General features: G+C 73.7%; 20 protein-coding genes. 8 read left to right on the top strand and 12 right to left on the bottom strand.

Going from position 1 to position 22,844, the window contains the following annotated elements; all coding sequences use genetic code 11:
• Positions 1-8: 8 nt before the first annotated feature.
• The 4 genes from ACTMS9_RS25195 to ACTMS9_RS25210 are packed head-to-tail and all read right to left on the bottom strand — an operon-like array spanning position 9 to position 5,042.
• Complete coding sequence (locus ACTMS9_RS25195) at positions 9-1,490, bottom strand: 2-hydroxymuconic semialdehyde dehydrogenase (protein ID WP_238449272.1); 1,482 nt, start codon at positions 1,488-1,490, stop codon at positions 9-11.
• Between the two features lie 20 nt (positions 1,491-1,510).
• Entirely contained in the window at positions 1,511-2,848 is a 1,338-nt protein-coding gene (locus ACTMS9_RS25200) for an FAD-dependent oxidoreductase (RefSeq protein WP_441142705.1), read from the bottom strand.
• Positions 2,845-4,125, bottom strand: a complete 1,281-nt coding sequence (gene kynU, locus ACTMS9_RS25205; protein ID WP_441142707.1) for a kynureninase — start codon at positions 4,123-4,125, stop codon at positions 2,845-2,847. The genes ACTMS9_RS25200 and kynU overlap by 4 nt, the downstream gene beginning before the upstream one ends.
• A 14-nt stretch (positions 4,126-4,139) precedes the next feature.
• Positions 4,140-5,042, bottom strand: coding sequence for a tryptophan 2,3-dioxygenase (locus tag ACTMS9_RS25210; RefSeq protein WP_441166173.1), 903 nt, complete (start codon positions 5,040-5,042; stop codon positions 4,140-4,142).
• Positions 5,043-5,188: 146 nt separating this feature from the next.
• Here ACTMS9_RS25210 and ACTMS9_RS25215 point away from each other — a divergent pair, with 146 nt between their 5' ends.
• The 3 genes from ACTMS9_RS25215 to ACTMS9_RS25225 all read left to right on the top strand — a co-directional run bounded on the left by ACTMS9_RS25215 (position 5,189) and on the right by ACTMS9_RS25225 (position 7,106).
• The gene (locus ACTMS9_RS25215; protein WP_210775998.1) at positions 5,189-5,662 is read left to right on the top strand and encodes an Lrp/AsnC family transcriptional regulator; all 474 of its coding nucleotides are present in this window, start codon (positions 5,189-5,191) and stop codon (positions 5,660-5,662) included.
• Between the two features lie 136 nt (positions 5,663-5,798).
• Positions 5,799-6,275: a hypothetical protein gene (locus tag ACTMS9_RS25220; RefSeq protein WP_280836245.1), complete on the top strand. Its 477-nt coding sequence runs from the start codon at positions 5,799-5,801 to the stop codon at positions 6,273-6,275.
• Positions 6,276-6,287: 12 nt separating this feature from the next.
• A complete protein-coding gene (locus ACTMS9_RS25225) occupies positions 6,288-7,106 on the top strand; it encodes a class F sortase (RefSeq protein WP_441166174.1) in 819 nt (272 codons plus the stop codon).
• 22 nt (positions 7,107-7,128) lie between these two features.
• Here ACTMS9_RS25225 and ACTMS9_RS25230 read toward each other — a convergent pair whose 3' ends face one another.
• Positions 7,129-7,662 (bottom strand): HNH endonuclease, encoded by a 534-nt coding sequence (locus ACTMS9_RS25230; protein WP_441142715.1) that lies wholly within the window; start codon positions 7,660-7,662, stop codon positions 7,129-7,131.
• 184 nt (positions 7,663-7,846) lie between these two features.
• Here ACTMS9_RS25230 and ACTMS9_RS25235 point away from each other — a divergent pair, with 184 nt between their 5' ends.
• The 3 genes from ACTMS9_RS25235 to ACTMS9_RS25245 all read left to right on the top strand — a co-directional run bounded on the left by ACTMS9_RS25235 (position 7,847) and on the right by ACTMS9_RS25245 (position 11,151).
• Entirely contained in the window at positions 7,847-9,022 is a 1,176-nt protein-coding gene (locus tag ACTMS9_RS25235; protein ID WP_441166175.1) for a mechanosensitive ion channel family protein, read from the top strand.
• Between the two features lie 248 nt (positions 9,023-9,270).
• Positions 9,271-10,659, top strand: a complete 1,389-nt coding sequence (locus ACTMS9_RS25240) for an MFS transporter (RefSeq protein WP_441166176.1) — start codon at positions 9,271-9,273, stop codon at positions 10,657-10,659.
• 63 nt (positions 10,660-10,722) lie between these two features.
• Positions 10,723-11,151 carry a globin gene (locus ACTMS9_RS25245; protein WP_441166177.1) on the top strand — a complete coding sequence of 143 codons (429 nt, stop codon included), beginning with the start codon at positions 10,723-10,725 and terminating at the stop codon, positions 11,149-11,151.
• Between the two features lie 45 nt (positions 11,152-11,196).
• Here the strand turns inward: ACTMS9_RS25245 and ACTMS9_RS25250 are convergent, their stop codons facing one another.
• The 4 genes from ACTMS9_RS25250 to ettA form a co-directional block, all read right to left on the bottom strand.
• Positions 11,197-11,784 (bottom strand): YbjN domain-containing protein, encoded by a 588-nt coding sequence (locus tag ACTMS9_RS25250; RefSeq protein WP_280836195.1) that lies wholly within the window; start codon positions 11,782-11,784, stop codon positions 11,197-11,199.
• A gap of 131 nt (positions 11,785-11,915) precedes the next feature.
• The gene (locus ACTMS9_RS25255; RefSeq protein WP_441142722.1) at positions 11,916-12,605 is read right to left on the bottom strand and encodes a hypothetical protein; all 690 of its coding nucleotides are present in this window, start codon (positions 12,603-12,605) and stop codon (positions 11,916-11,918) included.
• Positions 12,602-13,048, bottom strand: a complete 447-nt coding sequence (locus tag ACTMS9_RS25260; RefSeq protein ID WP_280836193.1) for an acyl-CoA thioesterase — start codon at positions 13,046-13,048, stop codon at positions 12,602-12,604. The genes ACTMS9_RS25255 and ACTMS9_RS25260 overlap by 4 nt, the downstream gene beginning before the upstream one ends.
• 2 nt (positions 13,049-13,050) lie before the next feature.
• The gene (gene ettA, locus ACTMS9_RS25265; protein ID WP_334571555.1) at positions 13,051-14,727 is read right to left on the bottom strand and encodes an energy-dependent translational throttle protein EttA; all 1,677 of its coding nucleotides are present in this window, start codon (positions 14,725-14,727) and stop codon (positions 13,051-13,053) included.
• A gap of 361 nt (positions 14,728-15,088) precedes the next feature.
• Between ettA and ACTMS9_RS25270 the strand changes: the two genes are divergently transcribed.
• Positions 15,089-16,489 (top strand): alpha,alpha-trehalose-phosphate synthase (UDP-forming), encoded by a 1,401-nt coding sequence (locus tag ACTMS9_RS25270; protein WP_210775986.1) that lies wholly within the window; start codon positions 15,089-15,091, stop codon positions 16,487-16,489.
• 38 nt (positions 16,490-16,527) lie between these two features.
• Entirely contained in the window at positions 16,528-19,089 is a 2,562-nt protein-coding gene (otsB, locus tag ACTMS9_RS25275; RefSeq protein WP_441143973.1) for a trehalose-phosphatase, read from the top strand.
• A 334-nt stretch (positions 19,090-19,423) separates the two neighbouring features.
• Here the strand turns inward: otsB and cobA are convergent, their stop codons facing one another.
• From cobA to cobC, 3 genes are read right to left on the bottom strand one after another with little or no spacing between them, the layout of a single operon-like run.
• Positions 19,424-20,650 carry a uroporphyrinogen-III C-methyltransferase gene (gene cobA / locus ACTMS9_RS25280; RefSeq protein WP_441166178.1) on the bottom strand — a complete coding sequence of 409 codons (1,227 nt, stop codon included), beginning with the start codon at positions 20,648-20,650 and terminating at the stop codon, positions 19,424-19,426.
• The gene (gene cobT / locus ACTMS9_RS25285) at positions 20,647-21,723 is read right to left on the bottom strand and encodes a nicotinate-nucleotide--dimethylbenzimidazole phosphoribosyltransferase (protein WP_441143975.1); all 1,077 of its coding nucleotides are present in this window, start codon (positions 21,721-21,723) and stop codon (positions 20,647-20,649) included. Before cobT ends, cobA begins: the two co-directional genes overlap by 4 nt.
• A complete protein-coding gene (gene cobC, locus ACTMS9_RS25290; RefSeq protein WP_441166179.1) occupies positions 21,723-22,808 on the bottom strand; it encodes an Rv2231c family pyridoxal phosphate-dependent protein CobC in 1,086 nt (361 codons plus the stop codon). The genes cobT and cobC overlap by 1 nt, the downstream gene beginning before the upstream one ends.
• Between the last annotated feature and the right edge of the window lie 36 nt (positions 22,809-22,844).

Raw genomic sequence — 22,844 nt, forward strand, 5'->3', positions numbered from 1 at the left:
TCGCCCGCTCACGACAGGTCCACGCAGACGTTGGTCAGTTCCGAGTAGAAGTCCAGCGAGTGCACGCCACCCTCCCGGCCGATGCCGGAGGCCTTCACGCCGCCGAACGGGGTGCGCAGGTCGCGCAGGAACCAGGTGTTCACCCAGACGATGCCGGCGTCCAGCCGGGCGCCGGCCCGGTGCGCCCGGCCGACGTCCCGGGTCCAGACCGTCGCCGCCAGGCCGTACTCGGTGCCGTTGGCCAGCGCGTACGCCTCGTCCTCGTCGTCGAACGGGGCCACGTGCACGACCGGGCCGAAGATCTCCTCGGTGTTGGTCCGCGCCCGCGGGCCGAGCCCGGTCAGCACGGTCGGCTGCACGTACGCCCCACCGTCGCGGCCGTCGCCGAAGCGCGGCACGCCACCCCCGGTGAGCACCTCGGCGCCCTCGGTCCGGGCCAGCGCGTAGTGGCCCAGCACCTTGTCCCGGTGGCCGTGCGAGATCAGCGGCATGTTCGCGGTGGCCTCGTCGGCCGGCCACCCGTACGCCAGTTCCCCGGCCCGCTTGGCCAGTCGGGCGGTGAATTCCTCGAAGACCGGGCGCTGCACGTAGATCCGCTCGGTGCAGAGGCAGACCTGCCCGCCGTTGGTGAAGCTGGAGCGCACCGAGCCGGCCACCGCCGCGTCCAGGTCGGCGTCGGCGAAGACCAGCCCGGCGTTCTTGCCGCCCAGCTCGAACGAGACGGCCTTCACCCCGTCCGCGGCGGCCCGCATGATGGCGCCCCCGGTGGCCGACTCGCCGGTGAAGGTGATCGCGTCCACCCCCGGGTGCCGGGTGAGGAACTCACCGGCCGAGTCCGGGCCGAAGCCGTGCACCAGGTTGAACACCCCGTCCGGCACGCCGGCGGCGGCCATCACCTCGGCCAGCAGCGTCGCGGAGGCGGGCGTCTCCTCGCTGGGCTTGACCACCACGGCGTTGCCGCAGGCCAGAGCCGGGGCCACCTTCCAGGTGAGCAGCAGCAGCGGCAGGTTCCACGGCACGATCACGGCGACCACGCCGACCGGCTTGCGGACGGCGTAGTTCAGCGCCCGCCCGCCGGCCGGGGTGACCGTGGTGAACGACTCGGTCGGCGCGGTCGCCACGATCTCGGCGAAGGCCCGGAAGTTCGCCGCGCCGCGCGGAATGTCCAGGGTGCGGGCCTGCGAGATGGCCTTGCCGGTGTCGGCGACCTCGGCGGTGACCAGGTCGTCGAAGCGACGTTCCAGCTCGTCGGCGACCCGGCGCAGCACCTCGGCGCGCTCCCGCTCCCCCATCCGGCCCCACGGCCCGCGCAGCGCCGCCCGGGCGGCGGCCACCGCGTCGTCCACCGTGGACTTCGACGCCTCGACCACCTCGAAGACCGGCTCGCCGGTCACCGGGCTGCGCTTGGTGAAGCGCGGCCCCGCGTCGACGAACTCGCCGCCGACGAAGTGGCGCAGCAACCCCGGCCCGTCCGGCGCGCTCCCGGCCATCAGCCGCGCGTCCCAGAGCGTCATCCGCGCCTCCCCCGGCCGATCGCCGCACCCACCACGCCGACCAGCAACGCCAGCCCGCCCGCGGCCACCGCCCCCACCACCGCGTACTGGCGGCGCACCCGGCGGCGCACCTGCGCGTACGGGGTGGTGGAGAAGGAGACCAGTTCGTACTGCGAAACGTACCGGCCGGGCAGCGCCCGTTCCAGGGCGTGCTCGACCCGCTTGCGGGTCTGGAACACCGGCGAGGCGACCTTGTCCCGCATCTCCACGAAGTTGGCCAGCGCCATCCGGGCGATCGCCTCGGCGTTGTCCTGCCGGCGCCGCTGGTAGAGCGGCAGCGCTGCGGACCAGTCGTCGTCGCACTCGTCCAGGCAGCGGTCCAGTTCGACGACGTCCTCCATGGCGCAGTTGGCGCCCTGGCCGTAGAACGGCACGATGGCGTGCGCCGCGTCGCCGAGCAGCGCCACCTTCCCGTCGACCTGCCAGGGCGCGCAGCGGACCGTGCCCAGCACCCCGACCGGGTTGTGCTGGTAGTCGTCGACCAGGTTGGGCGCGAGCGGGATCAGGTCCGGGTAGTGGGTGGCGAAGTGCCGCTCGATCGCCGCCGGGCTGCCCAGCGAGGCGAAGCTGGCGGTGCCGTGGGTGGGCCAGAAGAGCGTGCAGGTGAACGAGCGGTCCGGGTTGGGCAGCGCGATCATCATGGAGGTGCCGCGCGGCCAGATGTGCAGCGCCGACGGGTCGAGGGCGAAGTCCCCGCCGAGCGGCGGGATGGTGAGTTCCTTGTAGCCGTAGTCGAGGAAGTCCAGGCTCTCGGTCAGCATTCCGTACCCGAGCAGTTGCCCGCGCACGGCGGAGCCGGCGCCGTCGGCGCCGAGGACGACCGACGCGGTGGCGGCGACCTTGCCCTGCGGGGTCTCGAAGGTCATCTCGCCGCTGGTCGGGTCGAGGCCGACCAGCCGGTGGTCGAAGGCGACCCGCACCCCGGGCAGCGCGGCGGCGGCGTTGAGCAGGGCGTTGTTCAGCGCGCCCCGGCTGATCGAGTTGATCGCCCGGTCCCCGGAGCCGCTGTACGACTGGAACTGCGGCTCACCGGCGACCGGGTGGATCATCCGGCCGCGCATCGGCAGGGCGTCCGCCATCACCTGCTCGGCCAGGCCGATGCGGCGCAGCGCGTCCAGGCCGCGCTCGGAGAGCGCCAGGTTGATCGACCGGCCGCGCTCGACCCGCCCGGTCCTCGGGTCCGGCCGCCGCTCGTAGAGGGCCACCGGGTAGCCGCGTCGGGCCAGGTAGCAGGCCAGCAGGCAGCCGGCCAGACCGGCCCCGACCACCGCGATCTCGTCGCGTTCCGCACTCATGGATGCACCTCGGAAACCGTCGCCGCCAGCGCGTCGGCGACCCGCCAGCAGTCGTGGTACGTGGAGTAGAGCGGCACCGGGGCGAACCGGACGATGTCCGGCTCCCGGGCGTCGGCGACCACGCCGTGCTCGTGCCGCAGCCGCTTGGTCAGCTCGGCCGCGCTGCCGGCGCCGATGCGCACCGAGAGCTGGCAGCCCCGCCGGGCGGGATCGCGCGGGGTGACCACGGTCAGCGGCCGGCCGGGGATCACCTCGTCGAGCAGCCGTTCCAGGTAGCCGGTGAGCCGCACGCTGCGCTCCCGCAGGGCCGGCATGCCGACGCTGTCGAAGAGCTCCAGCGAGGTACGCACCGGGCCCATCGCGAAGATCGGCGGGTTGGAGATCTGCCAGGCCTCCACGGTGGCCGGCGGCCGGGAGACCGGGGTCATCTCGAACCGGGTGGTCGCCTCGGTGCTCCACCAGCCCTCGAAGCGGGGCAGCCGGGGGTCGCCCAGGTGCCGCTCGTGGACGAAGACCCCGCCCAGCGCGCCGGGCCCGGAGTTGAGGTACTTGTAGGAGCACCAGGCGGCGAAGTCGACGTCCCAGTCGTGCAGTGCCAGCGGCACGTTGCCGGCGGCGTGGGCCAGGTCCCAGCCGACGATCGCGCCGGCCGCCCGGCCGGCGGCGGTGATCGTCGGGATGTCCATCAGCTCGCCGGTGAGGTAGTTGACCCCACCGAGCAGCACCAGCGCCACCCGGTCGCCCTCGGCGGCCAGGTAGTCGGTCACGTCCTCGGTGCGCAGGGTGTCCTCGCCGGCGCGCGGCGTCAGCCGGACCACGGTGTCGTCCGGGTCCAGGCCGTGGAAGCGGGCCTGGCTGCGCACCGCGTAGCTGTCCGAGGGGAAGGCGCTGTCCTCGATGACGATCCGGGTCCGCTCCCCGGCGGGCCGGTAGAAGCTCACCATCAGCAGGTGCAGGTTGACGGTGAGGGAGTTCATCACCACGGTCTCCGCGGGCCGGGCGCCGACCAGTCGCGCGGCGGGTGCCGTCAACAGCTCGTGGTACGGCAGCCACGGCCGCTCCGCCTCCAGGTGCCCCTCGACACCGAGCCGGCTCCAGGCGTCCAGGTCGGCGAGGAGTTCCGCGCGGGTGGCCCGCGGTTGCAGCCCGAGGGAGTTGCCGGCCAGGTAGGCGGTCTGCGGGTAGCGTCCGCCGTCCGCGGGCGGCACGTGGAAGAGGTGCCGGTGCCCGGGGTCGGCGGCGTCGAGGCGGTGCGCCTCCTGCTCCGAGGTGGTCATGTCCCGCTCCCCGCTCACATCGCCGTCCGGGCCGACCACAGCTCCGGGAAGACCACCCGGGCCATGCTGCGTTGCAGCCAGGCCAGTCCGGCCGAGCCGCCGCTGCCGACCTTCGCGCCCATGGTGCGCTGCACGGCCTTGACGTGGTTCCACCGCCAGTCGCCGAACTGCTCGGCCACCTCGGTCAGCGCCTCGCCGAGCAGGCGGAGGTGGTTCTGCGGCCCGCCGTCGTCGTAGATCTCGACCCAGGCCGCCTCGACCGACGGGTGCGGCAGGTGCTCGACGGTGACGTCCCGCTCCAGCAGGTCGGCCGGGAGGTCGTGGCCGTGCCGGGCGAGCAGGGCGATCACGTCGTCCCAGAGGCTCGGCACGTCGAGAGCGGCGCGCAGCTCGTCGTAGACGTCTTCCTGGCGGCGGAACGGCCGGATCAGCGCCGGGTCGCGCAGGCCGAGCAGGAACTCCAGGTGCCGGTACATGGCGGACTGGAAGCCGGAGCCCTCGCCGAGCAGGTTGCGGAACCGGTTGAAGTCGGCCGGGGTCATCCAGCGCAGCCCGTGCCAGGCGGCGTTGAGGCCCTCCAGGTGCAGCGCGGCCCGGCGCAGCGGCGCCAGCGCCTCCCACACCCGGTCGGCGCGCAGGTCTTGCTGGGCCTGGCGCAGCTCGTGGCAGGTCAACCCGAAGTACAGCTCCATGATCTGGCTGACCATCAGGAAGGACATCTCGCCGGGGTCCGTGCTGAGCGGCTGCTGCAGGGTGTGCAGGGTGCTGGCGTGCACGTACGCGTCGTACGGCACCCGGTCGGCGAACTCCAGCGTGGGTTCGCCGCCGTTGCGGGCCGCCCGCGCGGTGCGCTGCTGCGGCGTGACCGGGCGCACCGCGGCGGTCCGGGTGGGCGCCCGCAGATCCGTCTGATCCACCTTGTCGTCTCCTCCGTGAGCCGGGTGACGACATGATGCCCTGGTCACAACGGCGTACGGAATGCCGATTCGACGGCGATCCGCAGTTTCACCTTTGGCGCGGAAGGCTCTTCTGCCGTTCGACCTGCAGAAGGTAAGGTCCACGCGTGGACGAGATGGACTGGGCCCTGCTGCGTGAGCTGCAGACCGACGCGCGACTGTCGTACAGCGAGCTGTCCCGGCGGGTGCACCTGTCCCCGCCGGCGGTGGCCGAGCGGGTCCGCCGGCTGGAGGAGTCCGGCGTGATCACCGGCTACCACGCCCACGTGGACCTGACCCGAGCCGGTCGCGGCGTGGTCGCGCTGATCCGGATGTCCTGCTACGGCTCGCGCTGCATCCTGCACGACCCGGACGTCGCCGGCTGGCCGGAGATCCGGGAGATCCACCGGATCACCGGCGACGCGTGCAGCATGCTCAAGGTCGCCGCCGGCTCGATCACCGAGTTCGAGGCGGTCATCGACCGGCTCGCCCCGTACGGCCAGCCGTCCAGCACGATGGTGCTCTCCACCCCGCTGGACTGGCACCCGGTCACCCCGCTGCCGAACCCGCCGGCCGGGGCGCCGGGCACCCGCCGCCGCTGACCGGGCGGGTTTGCCCCACGGCGAGCGGGAATGCAGGCCCGGACACCCGTCGCAGGATTCCGGCGCACCTGGCCGGGAGGGGAGAATCATGCGGGGGCTCAGCGCGTACCATCGTGCCTTTTCCGCCGTCCTGGCGATGTTCGCCCTGGTCGCGGCGTTCGTCCTGGCAACGGCCACACCGGCCCGGGCCGGGGAGAACACCTTCGTCGAGGTCACGCCGAACACCGCGCAGGCCGGCACCCGGGTCAGCATCCGGGCCAGTTGCGACAACGCCAACAACCAGCAGGCCACCGTGCAGTCGGACGCCTTCGGCCGGGTGGTGCTGCGGCCGGACAACGGCTTCCTGACCGGGGCGGTGACCATCCCGGGCAACAAGCAGCCGGGTGACTACCCGGTCGACCTGCGGTGCGCCAACGGCAACACCGCGTCGACCACCCTGACCGTGCTGAACATGGCCCAGCCGACGAAGGGCCCGGCGACCGGGGCCGGCGGCACCGCCGACGGCCGGGGCGCGGGCTCGCTGCTCCTGGTCGGCGGCCTGGCCGTGGTGACCGTGGTGGCCGGGCTCGGGATGTTCGGCGGGAGCCGCCGGCGGGCCGGGACGAACTCCTGACCCCACGTCGCCATGACCCGCACACGCAGACGCACCCCGCGGTCGGGTCGGGACCGGGTCCGCGCCGCGGCCCGGCTGGCGGCCCGTGCGGCCGGCCGCTTCCGTCGGGTGGCCGGCCAGGCCTTCACCGCCAGCGTGACCACGACCGACCCGGTCGCCCACGCCCGTCCGGTACGGCCGGCGGCGCGGCCGGCCCGGTACGGCGGCTACCGGAGCCGGGGACCGGGCGCCGCGTTCATGGTGATCGCCACCCTGATGGCGCTGATCGTCGCGATGCTCGGCGTCGAGCAGGTGACCGGCCTCAGCGTCCTGCCGGACCGGTTCATCGCCGGCCTGCGCCCGGCGCCGAAGAAGTTCCCGGTGCTGCCGGGCAGCCCACCCACCCTGATCTCGATCTCCCGGATCGACGTGCAGGCCCCGGTGCACCACGTCGGGATCGCCCCGGACGGCAGCATCGGGGTGCCCGACGCCGCCCGCGCCCAGGAGGCCGGCTGGTACGACCAGGGACCCACCCCCGGCCAGTACGGCCCGGCGGTGATCGTCGGGCACGTCGACACCACCACCGGCCCGGCGGTCTTCCACGGGCTGCGGGACCTGCGCGACGGCGACACGGTCGAGGTGACCCGCGAGGACCGGAAGGTGGCGGTCTTCGAGGTGAACCAGGTGCAGCGCTACGGCAAGGAGGACCTGCCGGTGGACGAGGTGTTCGGCGACTTCAGCCGCCCGAACCTGCGACTGATCACCTGCGGCGGCCGGTGGGTGGGTGGCGACACCGGCTACGCCGACAACGTGGTGGTGTACGCCTCGCTGGTGAAGGCGCGCGACCGGTGACCGGGCGGCGCCGGCGCCCCGCTCAGGCGGCCTCGGGCTCGCGCAGGTCGAGCCAGTCCGCCCAGCGCGGGTCGGGCGCGCGGTGACCCAGCACCCGCCAGGCGGTGCCCTTGGGGGCGGCGGGCAGGGAGTGCAGCCGCCAGCCCAGCTCAGCCGGGGTCTTGTCGCCCTTGGTGTGGTTGCACCGGGCACAGGCGGCGACCACGTTCTCCCAGGCGTGCCGGCCACCCCGGCTGCGCGGGAAGACGTGGTCGATGGTCTCCGCGGGCCCCCGGCAGTAGGCGCAGCGCCCGCCGTCGCGGGCGAAGATCGCCCGCCGGGACAGCCCGACGTGGGTGCGGTACGGCACCCGGACGAAGCGGGTCAGCCGGACCACGGAGGGCACCGGGAGGGCGTCGCGGGCGCTGTGCAGGACGCCGTCGCCGTCGGCGACGCAGATCGCCTTGGCGGAGAGCACGAGGATGGCGGCGCGACGCACCGACACGACACACAGCGGCTCGTAGGTGGCGTTGAGAACCAGCGCGCCGGAGCCCACCGTGGGTCGTATGTCAGGCATCGTGCTCACCCTCCCGGTCCAGCTGCCCACCACTGGCCACGCCGGCCGCGCCCCGCGCAGCGGGGAACCACGACCGACGCCGGCGGGATCACCGACGTCCGTTGCGCCCATCGTCCCTGATAAGACCCGCGATTGCACGTACTAATCCGGGCTCCCTCGTGAAGCTTTTTCGGCGCGTGTGAAGATGTCCGGTTCGCGGACCGCCGTCCGGCGGGCGGGGGTCGCCCGACGGTGGGTCGGCGGGAGGCCGCCGACGGTGTTGCGGTACGAAGACAGGGTGAGCGCCAGCAGCCTGACCTTCCCCGTCGCCGCCCCGACCCCCGACCCCTCACCCTCGGCCGAATGCCTCCAGGACACCTGGTGCAAGGGCGTGTTCGAGGTGACCGACTCGGTCTGGTTCGCCGAGGGCAGCTACTGGATCCTGCTCAAGCCGCTGCGGGTCGCGCTGATCCTGCTGTTGGCGTTCGCCGCCCGCTGGGCGTTGCACCGGACGATCAACCGGCTGGTCCGGACCACCAGCGTGGGCGCGGTGCCGACCATGCTCCGGCCGCTGCGCGAGCGCATCCCGTCGGCCTCGCTCGATCCCACCGAGTTCATCCCCGAGCGGCGCCGCCAGCGCGCCGAGGCGATCGGCTCGGTGCTGCGCAGCCTGGTCACCGCGTTCGTGTTCGGCATCGCGCTGCTGATGGTGCTCAAGGAGTTCAGCTTCGACCTGGCTCCGCTGCTGGCCAGCGCGGGCATCGCCGGCGTCGCGCTGGGCTTCGGCGCGCAGAGCCTGGTGAAGGACCTGATCGCGGGTCTGTTCATGCTCATCGAGGACCAGTACGGCGTGGGTGACACGGTGGACCTGGGCGAGGCGACCGGCGTGGTGGAGTCGGTGGGGTTGCGGGTGACCACCGTCCGCGACGGTCGCGGGGTGCTCTGGTACATCCGCAACGGCGAGATCGTCCGGGTGGGCAACAAGAGCCAGGGCTGGGCCCTGGTGGTGGTGGACCTGCCGATCGGCTTCGCCGGCACCGAGGAGGCGACCGCCGTGCTGCGTACGGCGGCGGCCTCGATCGCGGTGGACCCGGAGCTGGCCCCGGAGATCGTCGAGGCGCCCGAGGTGCTGGGCGTCGAGCAGATGACCGTGGACGGCGCGGTGATCCGGACGGTGGTCAAGACGACCGCGGACGGGCAGTTCGCGGTGGGCCGGGAGCTGCGCCGCCGGCTGGCCGAGGCGCTGGAGAACTCCGGCATCACCGCGAAGATCGCGGCCGCCCGGCTCTACCCGGGGCTGCCGCAGACCGGCGGGATCGGCCCGGCCGGTGCGCCCGGGACGGTGGGCACCCCGGGCACCGGTCAGGGTGGGGCCACCTGACCTGCCGGGCAGGACGGAATGGGGGAGTCCGAAATCTGGGGGTCGCGGACCGCACGGCCCCTCGGGTATCGTCCGTTCGTTCAGTCGGAGATGCGACGACCAATCCGTTCGCCCTAGCCAGTTGTCAGACGATCGGGCAGAATCCGGTGCACGCGCTCCCGCCGGAGCGTGATCACGTCCTCGCTGATCCGTAGATCTGACGACGGGGTCCCCGTCAGGCCGTCACGAGTGGCCGTTCGCGGGGCACGATGGAGGCGACGGTGTCCGACGAGCGACCCTCTCCGGACGGGCCGGCCACATTCCGGGAGGTGTTCGGCCAGTCCGAGTACCGGGCGATCTTCATCGCCACCGTGTTCTCCTGGGTGGGCGACTACGTGGCCAAGGCCGCGGTCACCGTGCTGGTCTACCGGCAGAGCGAGTCGATCGCCCTCTCCGCCGCGGCGTTCGCGGTCAGCTACCTACCCTGGCTGGTCGGCGGGCCGCTGCTCGCCGCGCTCGCCGAGCGCTACCGCTACCGGCAGGTCATGGTCGTCTGCGACCTGATCCGGATGGCGCTGATGGCGCTGATCGCCCTGCCGGGCGTGCCGGTGTGGGTGATCCTGGCCCTGCTCTTCGCCACCACGCTCGCCAACCCGCCCAGCCAGGCCGCCCGGTCCGCGCTCATGCCGGCCATCCTCACCGGGGACCGGCTGGTCCTCGGCCTGTCGCTGAACGCCAGCTCGGCCCAGGCCGCGCAGGTGGTCGGCTACCTCCTCGGTGCCGCGTTGGCCGCGGTGAACCCGACCGCCGCGCTGCTGATCAACGCGGCCACCTTCGCCGGGTCCGCCGCGCTGACCCGCTTCGGCGTCCGCGACCGGGAACCGGCGATGACCGCCGCGCACCGCAGCCACCTGTTGCGCGAGACGGGGCAGGGCTTCCAGATCGTCTTCGGCACCCCGGTGCTGCGGGCCATCGCCGTGCTGGTCTTCAGCGCCATGCTCTTCTCGATCGTCCCCGAGGGGCTGGCCGCCGCCTGGGCCGGCGAACGTTCCGGCGACGGGCTGGACAGCGGGGTCGCGCAGGCCGTCATCATGGCCGCCAACCCGGTCGGGTTCATCCTGGGCGGGCTGGTGGTGGGGCGGGCGGTCGCGCCGGCCCGCCGGCTCGCCCTGATGCGGCCGCTGGCGGTGATCGCCCCGCTGGTCCTGGTGCCCACGCTCCTCGACCCGCCACCGGTGGTGGTGGCCCTGCTCGCGGCCGCCTGCGGCTTCGCCGCCGCCGGCCTGCTGCCGACCGCCAACGGGCTCTTCGTCCGCGCCCTGCCCAACGGCTACCGGGCCCGCGCCTTCGGCGTGATGGCCACCGGCATGCAGGTGATCCAGGGCGCCTCGGTGCTGGTCACCGGGCTGCTCGCCGACCGCTTCTCCATCCCGGTGGTGGTCGGCCTGTGGAGCGCCGCCGGTGTGGTGCTGATGCTGGTGACGGCCCTGCGCTGGCCGGACGGCGAGACCATCGACGCGGCCGTCGCGGCGGCCGACCGGGCCAACCGGGACGACGCCGCGGCCCGGGACAGCGCGCCCGGGTCCGGCGGCCGGCCGCGCGCCGGCCGGGCGACGGACGGCCGCTCCGGGGGCCGGCGCAGCCACGCTGTGACGTGATCGGCAGCCCGCCCGGCCGGTACGCGGCGGCCGGTGCGCCGGGGCACCTGGCAGGATGGAACGGTGAATTCCGCAGCTGAGTCCGACCGGCCCGGTGCGCCGACGACCCTCTTCGAGGCGGTCGGCGGCGAGCCCACCTTCCGCAAGCTGGTCGACGAGTTCTACGTCGGCGTCGCCACCGACCCGCTGCTGCGCCCGATGTACCCGGAGGAGGACCTCAGGCCGGCCGCCGACCGGCTGACGCTGTTCCTCATGCAGTACTGGGGCGGCCCCAACACCTACTCCGCCGAGCGGGGGCACCCGCGGCTGCGGATGCGGCACGCGCCGTTCCGGATCGGCGCGGCCGAGCGGGACGCCTGGCTGCACCACATGCGGCGGGCGGTCGACCGGCTGGACCTGCCGCCGGAGGTCGCCAAGGCGCTCTGGGACTACCTGGAGCGCGCCGCGTACTTCATGGTCAACGTGATGGAGGAGCCGGCCGGGGACGCCTGACGGCCCGGCGGTCGCGACCGGCCGGGCCGGCCCCGCCCGTCGGGCTCAGAGCAGGGCGCCCTCGTCGTGCAGCCAGTCCACGAAGGTGGTCGCCACGGCCGCCCCGCAGTCGAGCATCTCGACCAGGAGCGCGTCGTGGGTGCCCGCGCCCAGCGGCACCTGCAGCTCGGCGTAGATCGGCAGCTGACCCCGCTCGGTGGGGTCGCCGATGTACGCCTTGCAGAACCGGCGGGTGTGGTTCCACTCGTTGACCACCCGGTAGGCCCGGTCCGCCCAGTCCGGCGGGACCGTCGCGTGTGGACGGGCCCGCATCACCAGGATCTCGTCCTCGGGGCCCTCCAGGGTGACCAGCACCGCGTGCCGCTCCCACATGGCCAGCAGGTTCCCGTCGCCGTCGGCCAGGTACCGCACGTCGAGCAGGTCGAGGGCCGCACAGACCCGGCGCAGGGTGACCGGCTCCACACTGACCGGCATGTCCGTGATCACCGGCCGGTCGGCGGCCTTGCAGTCGTCCCCCGGCTGCCGGGGGGACGGTGGTCCGACCCGGACGGTGCTGTCCACTGTGATCCCGGTTCGAGTTTCCGGGTCGCCGCCGCCAGCGGCGGGACCAGGGCGCCATGACCACCACGGCATCGCTCGCGCACCTCACTCCCCAGCGGATCCGGACGCCTACGGTGCGTTGGATCCGAGGATGGACGGTACCCGGACAGCCGGGTTGAAGCACCCCCCCAACGACAGCCCCAGCCCAGAAGAATGACCACGGGTCAGCCGTTCGGATGATCCTTCACCGGTCGGATCGCCAGCTCCGAAACCTTGCGCGACCATGCCGCTCCGTACGGTCCCACCAGGCCGATCCAGCGGCCCGCGACGCGTACCTGGACCTCGCCCGGGGCGTCGGCGGGCCCGAGGAACCCCATCCGGACCACGCCCTGGACCAGGCGCTGGGTCACCTCGACCGGCTCGCCCGGCGGGTCGTCCGGGGTGACCACCACCGCCACGTGGTCGAGCAGCGCGTCGCGCAGCACCCGCTGACCCACCGCCCGGCCGCCCACGCCCTCGGTGGCGGCGGTCCGCAGGGTGCCCGCCGCCGCCTCGGCGATCCGCCGCAGCTCCCCGGCGGGCAACGCCTCCACCCGGCGGCTCGCCGCCGGCGGCAGCGGCCAGCGCCACCGGTCGTCCCGCCGGCCCGGCAGCGCCCCGCCGGCGGACTCCAGCTCGGCCAGCAGGTCGGCGGCGGCGACCGTGACGTCACCCGGGCCGACGCCGGCCACCGTGCGGACCACCAGCACGTCCCAGGGCAGCCGGGCCCAGAGCGCCGTACGCCCGGCCCCGTCGACCGGGCGGAGCCGGACCACGGTCGCCGGGTCGAAGCGGACCAGCCGGGCCAGGAAGGCCCCCGCGTCGGCGACCCCGTCCAGCCCGTGCCCCGGCGTCACGACGCGCGCGCCACTCACGCCGCCCCGCCCGCGGGCGCGTACGCCAGCAGGAAGGCCCGCTCATCCTCGGTGATCCGGCGGGGCCGCTTGGCCACCAGGTCGAACGGCACCAGCACCGACCGGGCGGTGCTGGCCAGCACGTCGCCGTCGTACAGCTCGTAGGCGACGGTGAACCGGGAGGCCCGGATCTCCTCCACCCAGAGTTCGATCCGGACGGTCGGGGCGGCCTCCGCGGTGGCCCGGCCCAGCGCGTAGTCGACCGGGCGCAGGTAGTCGACCTCGTGCCGGCGGATGACCACTCCGTCGGCGAACGAGCCCACCCCCCACGCCCGGCCGCCGGCGAACATCAACGCCACTCGCGCCTCCTCGTAGAGAGTGAGGAAGCGCGAGTTGTTGACGTGCCCGTACGCGTCCAGGTCGGACCAGCGCAGCGTGCAGTCGTAGACGAAGCGGTCCGCCATGCTCAGTCGCGGGTGAGCTTGCGGTAGGTCACCCGGTGCGGGCGGGCCGCCTCGGCGCCGAGCCGGTCGACCTTGTTCTTCTCGTAGGCATCGAAGTTGCCCTCGAACCAGAACCACTTGGACGGGTTCTCGTCGTCGCCCTCCCAGGCCAGGATGTGCGTGGCGACCCGGTCCAGGAACATCCGGTCGTGGGAGATGACCACGGCGCAGCCGGGGAATTCCAGCAGCGCGTTCTCCAGGCTGGAGAGGGTCTCCACGTCCAGGTCGTTGGTCGGCTCGTCGAGCAGGATGACGTTGCCGCCGATCTTCAGGGTCAGCGCCAGGTTGAGCCGGTTCCGCTCGCCGCCGGAGAGCACCTTGGTCGGCTTCTGCTGGTCCGGCCCCTTGAAGCCGAACGCAGCGATGTACGCCCGCGACGGCATCTCGACCTTGCCCACCATGAGGTGGTCCAGCCCGTCGGAGACGACCTCCCAGACGGTCTTGTCGCCGTCGAGGCCCTGCCGGGCCTGGTCGACGTAGGACAGCGAGACGGTGGGGCCGACCCTGACCTCGCCACCGGTCGGCTGCTCCAGCCCGACGATGGTCTTGAACAGGGTGGTCTTGCCGACACCGTTCGGGCCGATGATGCCGACGATGCCGTTGCGCGGCAGCGAGAACGACAGGTTGTCGATCAGCAGCCGGTCGCCGAAGCCCTTGCTCAGGTCGTTCGCCTCGATGACCGTGCTGCCCAGGCGCGGGCCCGGCGGGATCTGGATCTCCTCGAAGTCCAGCTTCCGGGTCTTCTCCGCCTCGGCGGCCATCTCGTCGTACCGGTCGAGTCGGGCCTTGGACTTGGTCTGCCGCGCCTTGGCGTTGGAGCGGACCCACTCCAGCTCATCGGAGAGGCGCTTCTTCATCTTGGCGTCGCGGCGGCCCTCGACGGCCAGCCGGGCGGCCTTCTTCTCCAGGTAGGTGGAGTAGTTGCCCTCGTACGGGTAGGCCCGGCCGCGGTCCAGCTCCAGGATCCAGTTGGCCACGTTGTCCAGGAAGTACCGGTCGTGGGTGATGGCGATGACGGTGCCGGCGTACTTGGCCAGGTGCTGCTCCAGCCACTGCACGCTCTCCGCGTCCAGGTGGTTGGTGGGCTCGTCGAGCAGCAGCAGGTCGGGGGCCTCCAGCAGCAGCTTGCACAGCGCGACCCGGCGGCGCTCACCACCGGAGAGCTGGGTGACGTCGGCGTCCGGCGGCGGGCAGCGCAGCGCGTCCATGGCCAGTTCGAGCTTGGAGTCGATGTCCCAGGCGTCGGCGTGGTCCAGCTCCTCCTGGAGCTTGCCCATCTCCTCCATCAGCTCGTCGGAGTAGTCCGTGGCCATCTGCTCGGCGATGGAGTTGAACCGCTCCAGCTTGGCCTTGGTCTCGGCCACCGCCTCCTCGACGTTGCCGAGGACGGTCTTGCTGTCGTTGAGCGGGGGCTCCTGGGCGAGCATGCCGACGGTGTAGCCGGGCATCAGCCGGGCCTCGCCGTTGCTCGGCCGGTCCCAGCCTGCCATGATCTTGAGGAGGCTGGACTTACCGGCGCCGTTCGGGCCGACCACACCGATCTTGGCCCCCGGCAGGAAGTTCAGCGTCACGTTGTCGAGCACGACCTTGTCGCCGTGCGCCTTGCGCGCCTTTTCCAGGACGTAGATGAACTGGGCCACGGTGCGGGCTACCTCCGTCGGTTGCTGTCGCCGATTGGCGGGCACGGCACGGGCTGCGTCCGCCGCCCGCCGCCGCCGGCCGGGAGCCGGCCGCGCGCACGCCGTCGTCAATCCTGACAGGTACGGCTCGCCGCGCCCACATCACCCCGCCCGAGCAGCACGCCGCGGCCCGCTCCCCCGGCTGTCGGCGAGCCGGAGGACCGCGGGATCGCCGACCTCCGCCCGAGGCTGTCACCATGATCACGGGTACGGTTCAGCGACCGTGGGACGGGTAGGTGACTCCGGCACGGGGCGCCAGACGCCGCAGCTAGGCTCAGACTCTCATCGCGGTGGACCCGTCAGTACCCGGAGGTGGCCGATCGTGACCGTCCGTAGCTCCTTTGTCGTAGTGGCGAACCGATTGCCGGTCGACGAGGTGAGCACACCCGAGGGACGGCAGTGGCGACGTAGCCCGGGCGGGCTGGTGACCGCCCTGCACCCCGTCCTCGCCGAGCACCAGGGCACCTGGGTCGGCTGGGCCGGCGGGACCGGCGCCGCTCCGGAGCCGTTCGACCTGGAGGGCATCCGCCTGCACCCGGTGCCGCTGAGCGCCGAGGAGCTGGAGCGCTACTACGAGGGCCAGTCCAACGCCACCATCTGGCCGCTCTACCACGACGCGGTCGAGACCCCGGCCTACAAGCGCCGGTGGCGCGAGGCGTACCGCCTGGTCAACGCCCGGTTCGCGGAGGCCGCGGCGGACGTGGCGGCCGAGGGCGCCACGGTCTGGATCCAGGACTACCAGCTCCAACTGGTCCCGGCGATGCTCCGCGAGCTGCGGCCGGACCTGAAGATCGGCTTCTTCCTGCACATCCCGTTCCCACCGATCGAGCTGTTCATGCAGATGCCGTTCCGCACCGAGATCCTGCGCGGGCTGCTCGGCGCCGACCTGGTCGGGTTCCAGCAGCGGCTGGCCGCGCAGAACTTCGTCCGGCTGGCCCGGCACCTGCTCGGCCTGCGCTACGAGGGCCAGATGATCCAGGTGGACGGCCGGCAGGTGAAGGCCGGTGCCTTCCCCATCTCGATCGACACCCACGAGATGGAGCGGATGGCCGCCGACCCGGCGATCCAGGCCCGGGCCAAGCAGATCCGCGAGGAGCTGGGCAACCCGAAGACGATCATCCTGGGCGTCGACCGGCTCGACTACACCAAGGGCATCGAACTTCGGCTGAAAGCCTTCCGGGAACTCCTCGCTGACGGAAAGTTGACAGTGCCGGACGCGGTTATGGTGCAGGTCGCGACGCCCAGCCGCGAGCGGGTGGAGCACTACCAGGCACTTCGCGTCAAGGTGGAGCGCGAGGTTGGTCGGATTAATGGCGAATTCGGACGGGTGGGTGTGCCCGCGGTGCATTATCTGCATCAGTCGTACAGTCGCTCCGAACTGGCCGCGATGTACGTCGCGGCCGACGTGATGATGGTGACCCCCCTGCGAGACGGAATGAATCTGGTGGCCAAGGAGTACGTGGCATCGCGCGCCGACCAGGGCGGCGCGCTCGTGCTCAGCGAGTTCGCCGGCGCGGCCACGGAGCTGCGCCAGGCATTCCTGTGCAACCCGCACGACCCGGACGCGGTCAAGGACGCCCTGCTGCGGGCCGTACACGTGGAGAAGCCGGAGGCCCGTCGACGCATGCGGATCATGCAACGTCATCTACGCACCCACGACGTGGGGCACTGGGCGAAATCGTTCCTCACCGAGCTCGGCACGTCCGGGGTGGAGGCCGCGTGAACGTCCCCACCGACATCGTGACCCCGCCCGCGGGGACGATGGACCCCGAGCTGCGCGCGGCCATCGGGCGGATCGCCCGGGTCCCCCAGCTCCTGGTCGCCTGCGACTACGACGGCACGCTCGCGCCGATCGTCGAGGACCCGAGCAAGGCCGTGCCGCTGCCGGAGTCGGTCGCCGCGATCCGGGCGCTCGCCGCGCTGCCGCAGACCACCGTCGCGGTGGTCTCCGGTCGGGCGCTGCGCGACCTGGCCGCCCTCTCCCGGCTGCCCAGCGAGGTCCACCTGGTCGGCAGCCACGGCTCCGAGTTCGACATCGGCTTCGTCGAGCGACTCTCCCCCGAGCTGATCGCCGTCCGCACCCGGCTGCGCGACGCGCTGCGCGAGATCGCCGCGGCCCACCCGGGCGTACGGCTGGAGCGCAAGCCGGCCAGCGTCGCCGTGCACACCCGCGGGGTCGACCCGCAGGTCGCTGCGGCCACCATCGAGGCGGTCCGCAACGGCCCCGCCAAGTGGGACGGCGTCACGGTCACCCAGGGCAAGGAGGTCATCGAGCTGTCGGTGGTCGCCACCCACAAGGGCACCGCCGTCGACCAGCTGCGCACCCAGCTCTCGGCCAGCGCCGTGCTCTTCATCGGTGACGACGTCACCGACGAGAACGCCTTCGGCAACCTGCACGGCCCGGACGTCGGCATCAAGATCGGCCCCGGCGACACCCAGGCCGGCTACCGGGTGGCCGAGCCGATCGAGGCGGCCCGGGCCCTGGGCCTGCTGCTGGAGACCCGCCGGCACTGGCTCTTCGGCGAGCGGGCCGTCCCGATCGAGCGGCACTCGATGCTCTCCAACGGCCGGACAGTCGCCCTGCTCACGCCCGAGGCCAAGGTCAGCTGGCTCTGTCACCCCAAGCCGGACTCGGCGGCGATCTTCGCCGACCTGGTCGGCGGCAGCCCGGCCGGTCACTTCAGCATCGTCCCGGAGCGCGGCGGCATCCCGCTGGGGCAGCGTTACCGCAGCGGCACCATGACGGTCGAGACCCGCTGGTCGGGCCTGACGGTCACCGACTGGCTCGACCTTCCGGCCCGGGAGACCACCCCCGACGGCCCGGCGATCATCACCGGCGACTCGACCCTGGTCCGGGTGCTGACCGGCTCCGGCAAGGCCCGCATCGACTTCGCCCCGCGCCCGGAGTTCGGCCAGGTCGCCGTCCAGCTGCAACCGCTCGACGACGGCCTGCTGGTGCTCGGCTCCAACGAGCCGGCCGCGCTCTACGCCCCGGGCGTGACCTGGGAAGTCAGAAGCGACGGGGTGAACGAGAGCGCGGAGGCGATGGTCGACCTCTCCGCCGCCGGCGGTCAGGTCGTGCTGGAGCTGCGCTTCGGCACGCACAGCCTGGAGCACCACGCCGTCCCGATCCACGAGCGGCAGGCCAGGGCCGAGCAGCCGTGGAAGGACTGGGTGGCCTCGCTGCGGCTGCCCACCACCGCCCGCGACCTGGTCGCCCGCAGCGCGCTCACGCTGCGCGGCCTCTGCCACGAGGCGACCGGCTCGATCCTGGCCGCGGCGACCACCTCGCTGCCGGAGGAGCTGGGCGGGGTCCGCAACTGGGACTACCGCTACTGCTGGCTGCGTGACGCGGCACTGACCGCTCGCGCGCTGGTCGACCTGGGTTCCCTCGAGGAGGCCGAGGCGCTGCTGCGCTGGGTGGACGGCTGCATCGAGCGCACCGGCGGCCACCCGGAGCGGCTGCACCCGCTCTACACCATCGACGGCTACGAGCTGGGCGCCGAGGCGGTCATCGACACCCTCCCCGGGTACGCCGGCTCCCGGCCGGTCCGGGTGGGCAACCTCGCCAACCACCAGCTCCAGCTGGACGTCTTCGGCCCGATCGCGGACCTGATCGCCGCCGTGGCCGACGCCCGGGGCTCGGTCCGCGAGGACGAGTGGCGGGTGCTGGAGAACATGGTCGAGGCGGTCCGCCGCCGCTGGCACGAGCCCGACCACGGCATCTGGGAGGCCCGCCTCCCCCCACGGCACCACATCTTCTCCAAGGTGATGTGCTGGATGACCGTCGACCGCGCGCTGCACATCATGCGCCAGCACGGCGGCGAGGACCGGCCGGAGTGGGTGGAGCTGCGCGACCGGATCGGCGCCAACGTGCTGGAGAACGGCTGGCACGAGCACGTCGAGGCGTACAGCGTCGCGTACGGCGACGAGGAGATGGATGCCTCCTCGCTCTGGATCGGCCTGTCCGGGCTGCTGCCGGGCGACGACCCGCGCTTCCTCTCCACCGTGCTGCGGATCGAGGCGGACCTGCGCAGCGGGCCGGTCGTCTACCGGTACCACTGGGACGACGGCCTGCCCGGCCGGGAGGGCGGCTTCCACATCTGCACGGCGTGGCTGATCGAGGCGTACCTGCGCACCGGCCGCCGCACCGACGCGGAGGAGCTGTTCCTGCAGATGATCGACACGGCGGGCCCGACCGGGCTGCTCCCCGAGCAGTACGACCCGCTCGCCGAGCGCGGCCTGGGCAACCACCCGCAGGCCTACAGCCACCTCGGCCTGATCCGCTGCGCGCTGCTGCTGGACAACATGCTCAAGCAGTGACCTGACCAGCGACGACGACGGCGGCCGGAGAGACCTCTCTCCGGCCGCCGTCGCAGCTCCGCTCCGTCGTGCGGAGCCGCCGGCCGGCCGAAGACCCACCCCCCGTTTGCGGCGTGTCGCGGTGTCGTGGCGCGCGGATACCGCGACACGCCGCAAACCGGGTCGGATGCCCGGCGCCGGGACCGCGAGCGGGGTTGGCCAAGGGGCCAGGGCCGTTTGCGGCGTGTCGCGGTCTCGTGGCGCGCGGATACCGCGACACGCCGCAAACCGGGTCGGGTGCCCGGCGCGGGGACCGCGAGTGGGGTTGGCCAAGGGGCCGGCGCCGGGGCGCCGGTCAGACGTCGAGGGTGCCCACCACGTCGCCGATCACCACGATGGCGGGCGGGCGCAGGCCCGCCGCCACCACGTCCGCCGCCACCGCGCCGAGCGTCGAGCGCAGCGTCCGCTGGGCGCCGGTGGTGCCCTCCTGGACCACGGCGACCGGGGTGGCCGGGTCTCTGCCGTGCGCGGTGAGCGTCGCGGTGATCGCGGCGAGGTTCTTCAGCCCCATCAAGACGACCAGGGTGCCGCGCAGGCCGGCCAGGGCCGGCCAGCGCACCAGCGAGTCCGGCGAGTCCGGCGCGACGTGCCCGGAGACGACGGTGAACTCGTGCGCCACCGCCCGGTGGGTGACCGGGACGCCGGCCACCGCCGGCACGGCGATCGCGCTGGTCACGCCCGGCACCACGGTCACCGGTACGCCCGCCTCGGCGCAGGCCAGCAGTTCCTCGCCGCCCCGGCCGAAGACGTACGGGTCGCCGCCCTTGAGCCGGACGACGACCTTGCCGGCCAGGGCCCGGTCCACCAGGATCCGGTTGATCTCCTCCTGGGCCCGGGACGGGCCGTACGGGATCTTGGAGGCGTCCACCAGCTCGACGTCGGGGCGCAGCTCGTCCAGGAGCAGCCCGGGCACCAGCCGGTCGGCGACCACCACGTCCGCCTCAGTGAGCAGCCGCCAGCCCTTGACGGTGATCAGCTCCGGATCGCCCGGCCCGGCACCCACCAGCGCAACCCGACCGGGTGCGGCCCCGCCCGGTGTCGTGCCCCGCCCGGCGGCGGCCAGACCGGTGCGCACGTTCAGCAGGTCGCGCACGGCGTCCCGGACGCTCATCGCGCGACGCGGGTCACCACCGCCGAACACCGCCACGGTGACCGGGCCGTGCCGGGTCACCGCCGGCGTCCACGCGGTGGCGGCGGACCGGTCGTCGGCGCGTACGCAGAAGATCCGCCGCTCGGCGGCGGCGGCGCTGACCGACGCGGCGGCGAGCGGGTCGTCGACGGCGACCTGGACCAGCCAGGCGCCGTCCAGGTCGGCCGGGGCGAACCGGCGCGGCGCCCAGTGCAGCCGGCCGGCGTCGACGTGGGCGTGCAGCGCGGGGGTCAGCTCCGGCGCGACGAGGAAGACGTCCGCCCCGGCGTCCAGCAGCGCCGGCACCCGCCGGGTGGCGACCGCTCCCCCGCCCACCACGACCACCCGCCGGCCGGCGAGCCGCAGGCCGAGAGGGTAGGGGTTCCCGATCACTTCTCGGAGACCCCCGCCGAGTCGAAGGTGGCGACCTCGTGCAGCACCCGGACCGCGCCGGTGACCACCGGCAGCGCCAGCAGCGCGCCGGTGCCCTCGCCGAGGCGCAGGCCGAGGTCGATCAGCGGGTCCAGGCCGAGGTGGCGCAGCGCCACGGTGGCCCCCGGCTCGGCGGAGCGGTGCCCGGCGACCATCGCACCGACCGCGTCCGGGGCCAGGGCCGCGGCGACCAGCGCGGCGCTGGCCGCGATCACCCCGTCCAGCAGCACCGGGACGCGGCGGGCGGCGGCGCCGAGGATCAGGCCGGCCAGCGCCGCGTGCTCCAGGCCACCGACGGCGGCCAGCACGCCGAGGGGGTCGGCCGGGTCGGGCCGGTGCCGGTCCAGCGCGGTCCGCACCACGCCGACCTTGCGCCGGTACGTCTCGTCGTCCACCCCGGTGCCGCGCCCGGTGGCCTCGGCCGGGTCGGTACCGGTGAGCGCGGCGACCAGCGCCGCGGACGGGGTGGTGTTGCCGATGCCCATGTCCCCGGTGAGCAGGATCCCCGCTCCGGCGTCGACCAGGTCGCCGGCGATCCGGATGCCGGTCTCCAGCGCCGCGCGTGCCTCGTCGCGGGTGAGCGCCGCGGTGACGGTCATGTCCCGGGTGCCCCGGCGGACGTTCGCGGCGACCAGGCGGGGTCCGACCGCCGGGTCGGTGGCGTCCGGGTCGACCGGGAGCGGGGTGGCCACGCCGACGTCGACCACGGTGACCGAGGCGCCGGCCTGGCGGGCGAAGGCGTTGACCACCGCCCCACCGGCCAGGAAGTTGGCGATCATCTGGGCGGTGACCTCCTGCGGCCAGGGGGTCACCCCCTGGGCGTGCACGCCATGGTCACCGGCGAAGATCGCCACCGCCGCCGGCTCGGGCAGCGGCGGCGGGCAGGCGCCGGCCAGCCCGGCGAGGCGTACGGAGAGTTCCTCCAGGGCGCCGAGGGAACCGGCGGGCTTGGTCAGCCGGGCCTGGAGGTCGCGCGCGGCGGCCATCGCCGGCTCGTCGAGCGGCCCGATCGCCGCGATGGTGGTCTCCAGCATCATGCCTCCAGGATCTCGGCGAGTACCTCGGTGAACGCGTCGGTGGTCGCCGGGTCGCGGACCGCCACCCGCAGCCAGTCCGGGCCCAGGCCGGGGAAGGTGTCCCCGCGTCGCACGGCCCAGCCGCGCTCGCGCAGGGTCTCCCGCACCCGGTCGGCGCCGGCCAGGTGCAGCAGGACGAAGGCGCTGGCCGGGCGGCCCGCGACGCGTACCCCGGGCAGGGCCGACAGGCGGGTGACCAGGTGGTCGCGGTCGGCGGCGAGCCGCGCGGCGATCTCGCGCTCGGCCGCGACGGCGGTGGGCGACGCGCAGGCGGTGGCGGCGGCCAGCGCCGGGGTGGAGACGGCCCAGAGCGGCTGGACGGCGGCCAGCCGGTCCAGCAGCGCGGCCTCGCCGAGCAGGTAGCCGATCCGCAGGCCGGCCAGCCCCCACGTCTTGGTCAGGCTGCGCACCACCACCAGGCCGGGCAGGTCGCGCCGGCCGGCCAGCGACTCGGGCTCGCCGGCCACGCCGGGGGCTCCGGTGGTGTCGGCGAACGCCTCGTCGACGACCAGCACCCGGCCCGGGCGGGCCAGGGCGGCCAGGGCGGCGGCGGGGTGCAGCACCGAGGTGGGGTTGGTCGGGTTGCCGATCATGACCAGGTCGGCGTCGGCGGGCACCCGCGCCGGGTCGAGCCGGAAGCCGTCGGCCGGGTCGAGCAGCACCCGTTCCACCTGGTGCCCGGCGGCGCGCAGCGCGGCCTCCGGCTCGGTGAACTGCGGGTGCACCACCACCGGGCGGCGCACCCCGGCCAGCGCGCGGGCCAGCAGCACGAAGCCCTCGGCGGCACCGGCGGTGAGCAGTACCTCCGCCGGGGGACGCCCGTGCCGGGCGGCGACGGCCGCCCGGGCCGGCCCCGGGTCCGGGTACGCGGCCAACTCGGCCAGCGAGGCGGTGAGCGGGTCGGCCAGCCAGTCCGGCATGGTGTCCCGGCGGACGTTGACGGCCAGGTCGACCAGGCCCGGGGTCGCCTCGGCGTCCCCGTGGTGCCCCAGGTCCGGTTCTTGCCCGGTGCCCGGCGGCACCTCGATCAGCTGACCATGCATGTCCGTGATCCTGCCGGGAAGCCGCCGTACGGGACA

This window comes from Micromonospora sp. L31 (assembly GCF_052068075.1).
In the GTDB taxonomy this organism is placed as follows: domain Bacteria; phylum Actinomycetota; class Actinomycetes; order Mycobacteriales; family Micromonosporaceae; genus Micromonospora; species Micromonospora purpureochromogenes.

Bases quoted from the DNA above. Each gene is read 5' to 3' on its own strand.
- ACTMS9_RS25235 (WP_441166175.1), top strand. From the start codon at position 7,847: ATGTCCGGTTCGCGGACCGCCGTCCGGCGGGCGGGGGTCGCCCGACGG.
- ACTMS9_RS25260 (WP_280836193.1), bottom strand. From the start codon at position 13,048: ATGGCGGACCGCTTCGTCTACGACTGCACGCTGCGCTGGTCCGACCTG.
- kynU (WP_441142707.1), bottom strand. From the start codon at position 4,125: ATGACCACCTCGGAGCAGGAGGCGCACCGCCTCGACGCCGCCGACCCC.
- ACTMS9_RS25220 (WP_280836245.1), top strand. From the start codon at position 5,799: ATGTTCGCCCTGGTCGCGGCGTTCGTCCTGGCAACGGCCACACCGGCC.
- ACTMS9_RS25250 (WP_280836195.1), bottom strand. From the start codon at position 11,784: ATGCCGTGGTGGTCATGGCGCCCTGGTCCCGCCGCTGGCGGCGGCGAC.
- ACTMS9_RS25240 (WP_441166176.1), top strand. From the start codon at position 9,271: ATGGAGGCGACGGTGTCCGACGAGCGACCCTCTCCGGACGGGCCGGCC.
- ACTMS9_RS25195 (WP_238449272.1), bottom strand. From the start codon at position 1,490: ATGGCCGGGAGCGCGCCGGACGGGCCGGGGTTGCTGCGCCACTTCGTC.
- cobT (WP_441143975.1), bottom strand. From the start codon at position 21,723: ATGCTGGAGACCACCATCGCGGCGATCGGGCCGCTCGACGAGCCGGCG.
- ACTMS9_RS25225 (WP_441166174.1), top strand. From the start codon at position 6,288: ATGACCCGCACACGCAGACGCACCCCGCGGTCGGGTCGGGACCGGGTC.
- otsB (WP_441143973.1), top strand. From the start codon at position 16,528: ATGGACCCCGAGCTGCGCGCGGCCATCGGGCGGATCGCCCGGGTCCCC.
- ACTMS9_RS25230 (WP_441142715.1), bottom strand. From the start codon at position 7,662: ATGCCTGACATACGACCCACGGTGGGCTCCGGCGCGCTGGTTCTCAAC.
- cobC (WP_441166179.1), bottom strand. From the start codon at position 22,808: ATGCATGGTCAGCTGATCGAGGTGCCGCCGGGCACCGGGCAAGAACCG.
- ACTMS9_RS25200 (WP_441142705.1), bottom strand. From the start codon at position 2,848: ATGAGTGCGGAACGCGACGAGATCGCGGTGGTCGGGGCCGGTCTGGCC.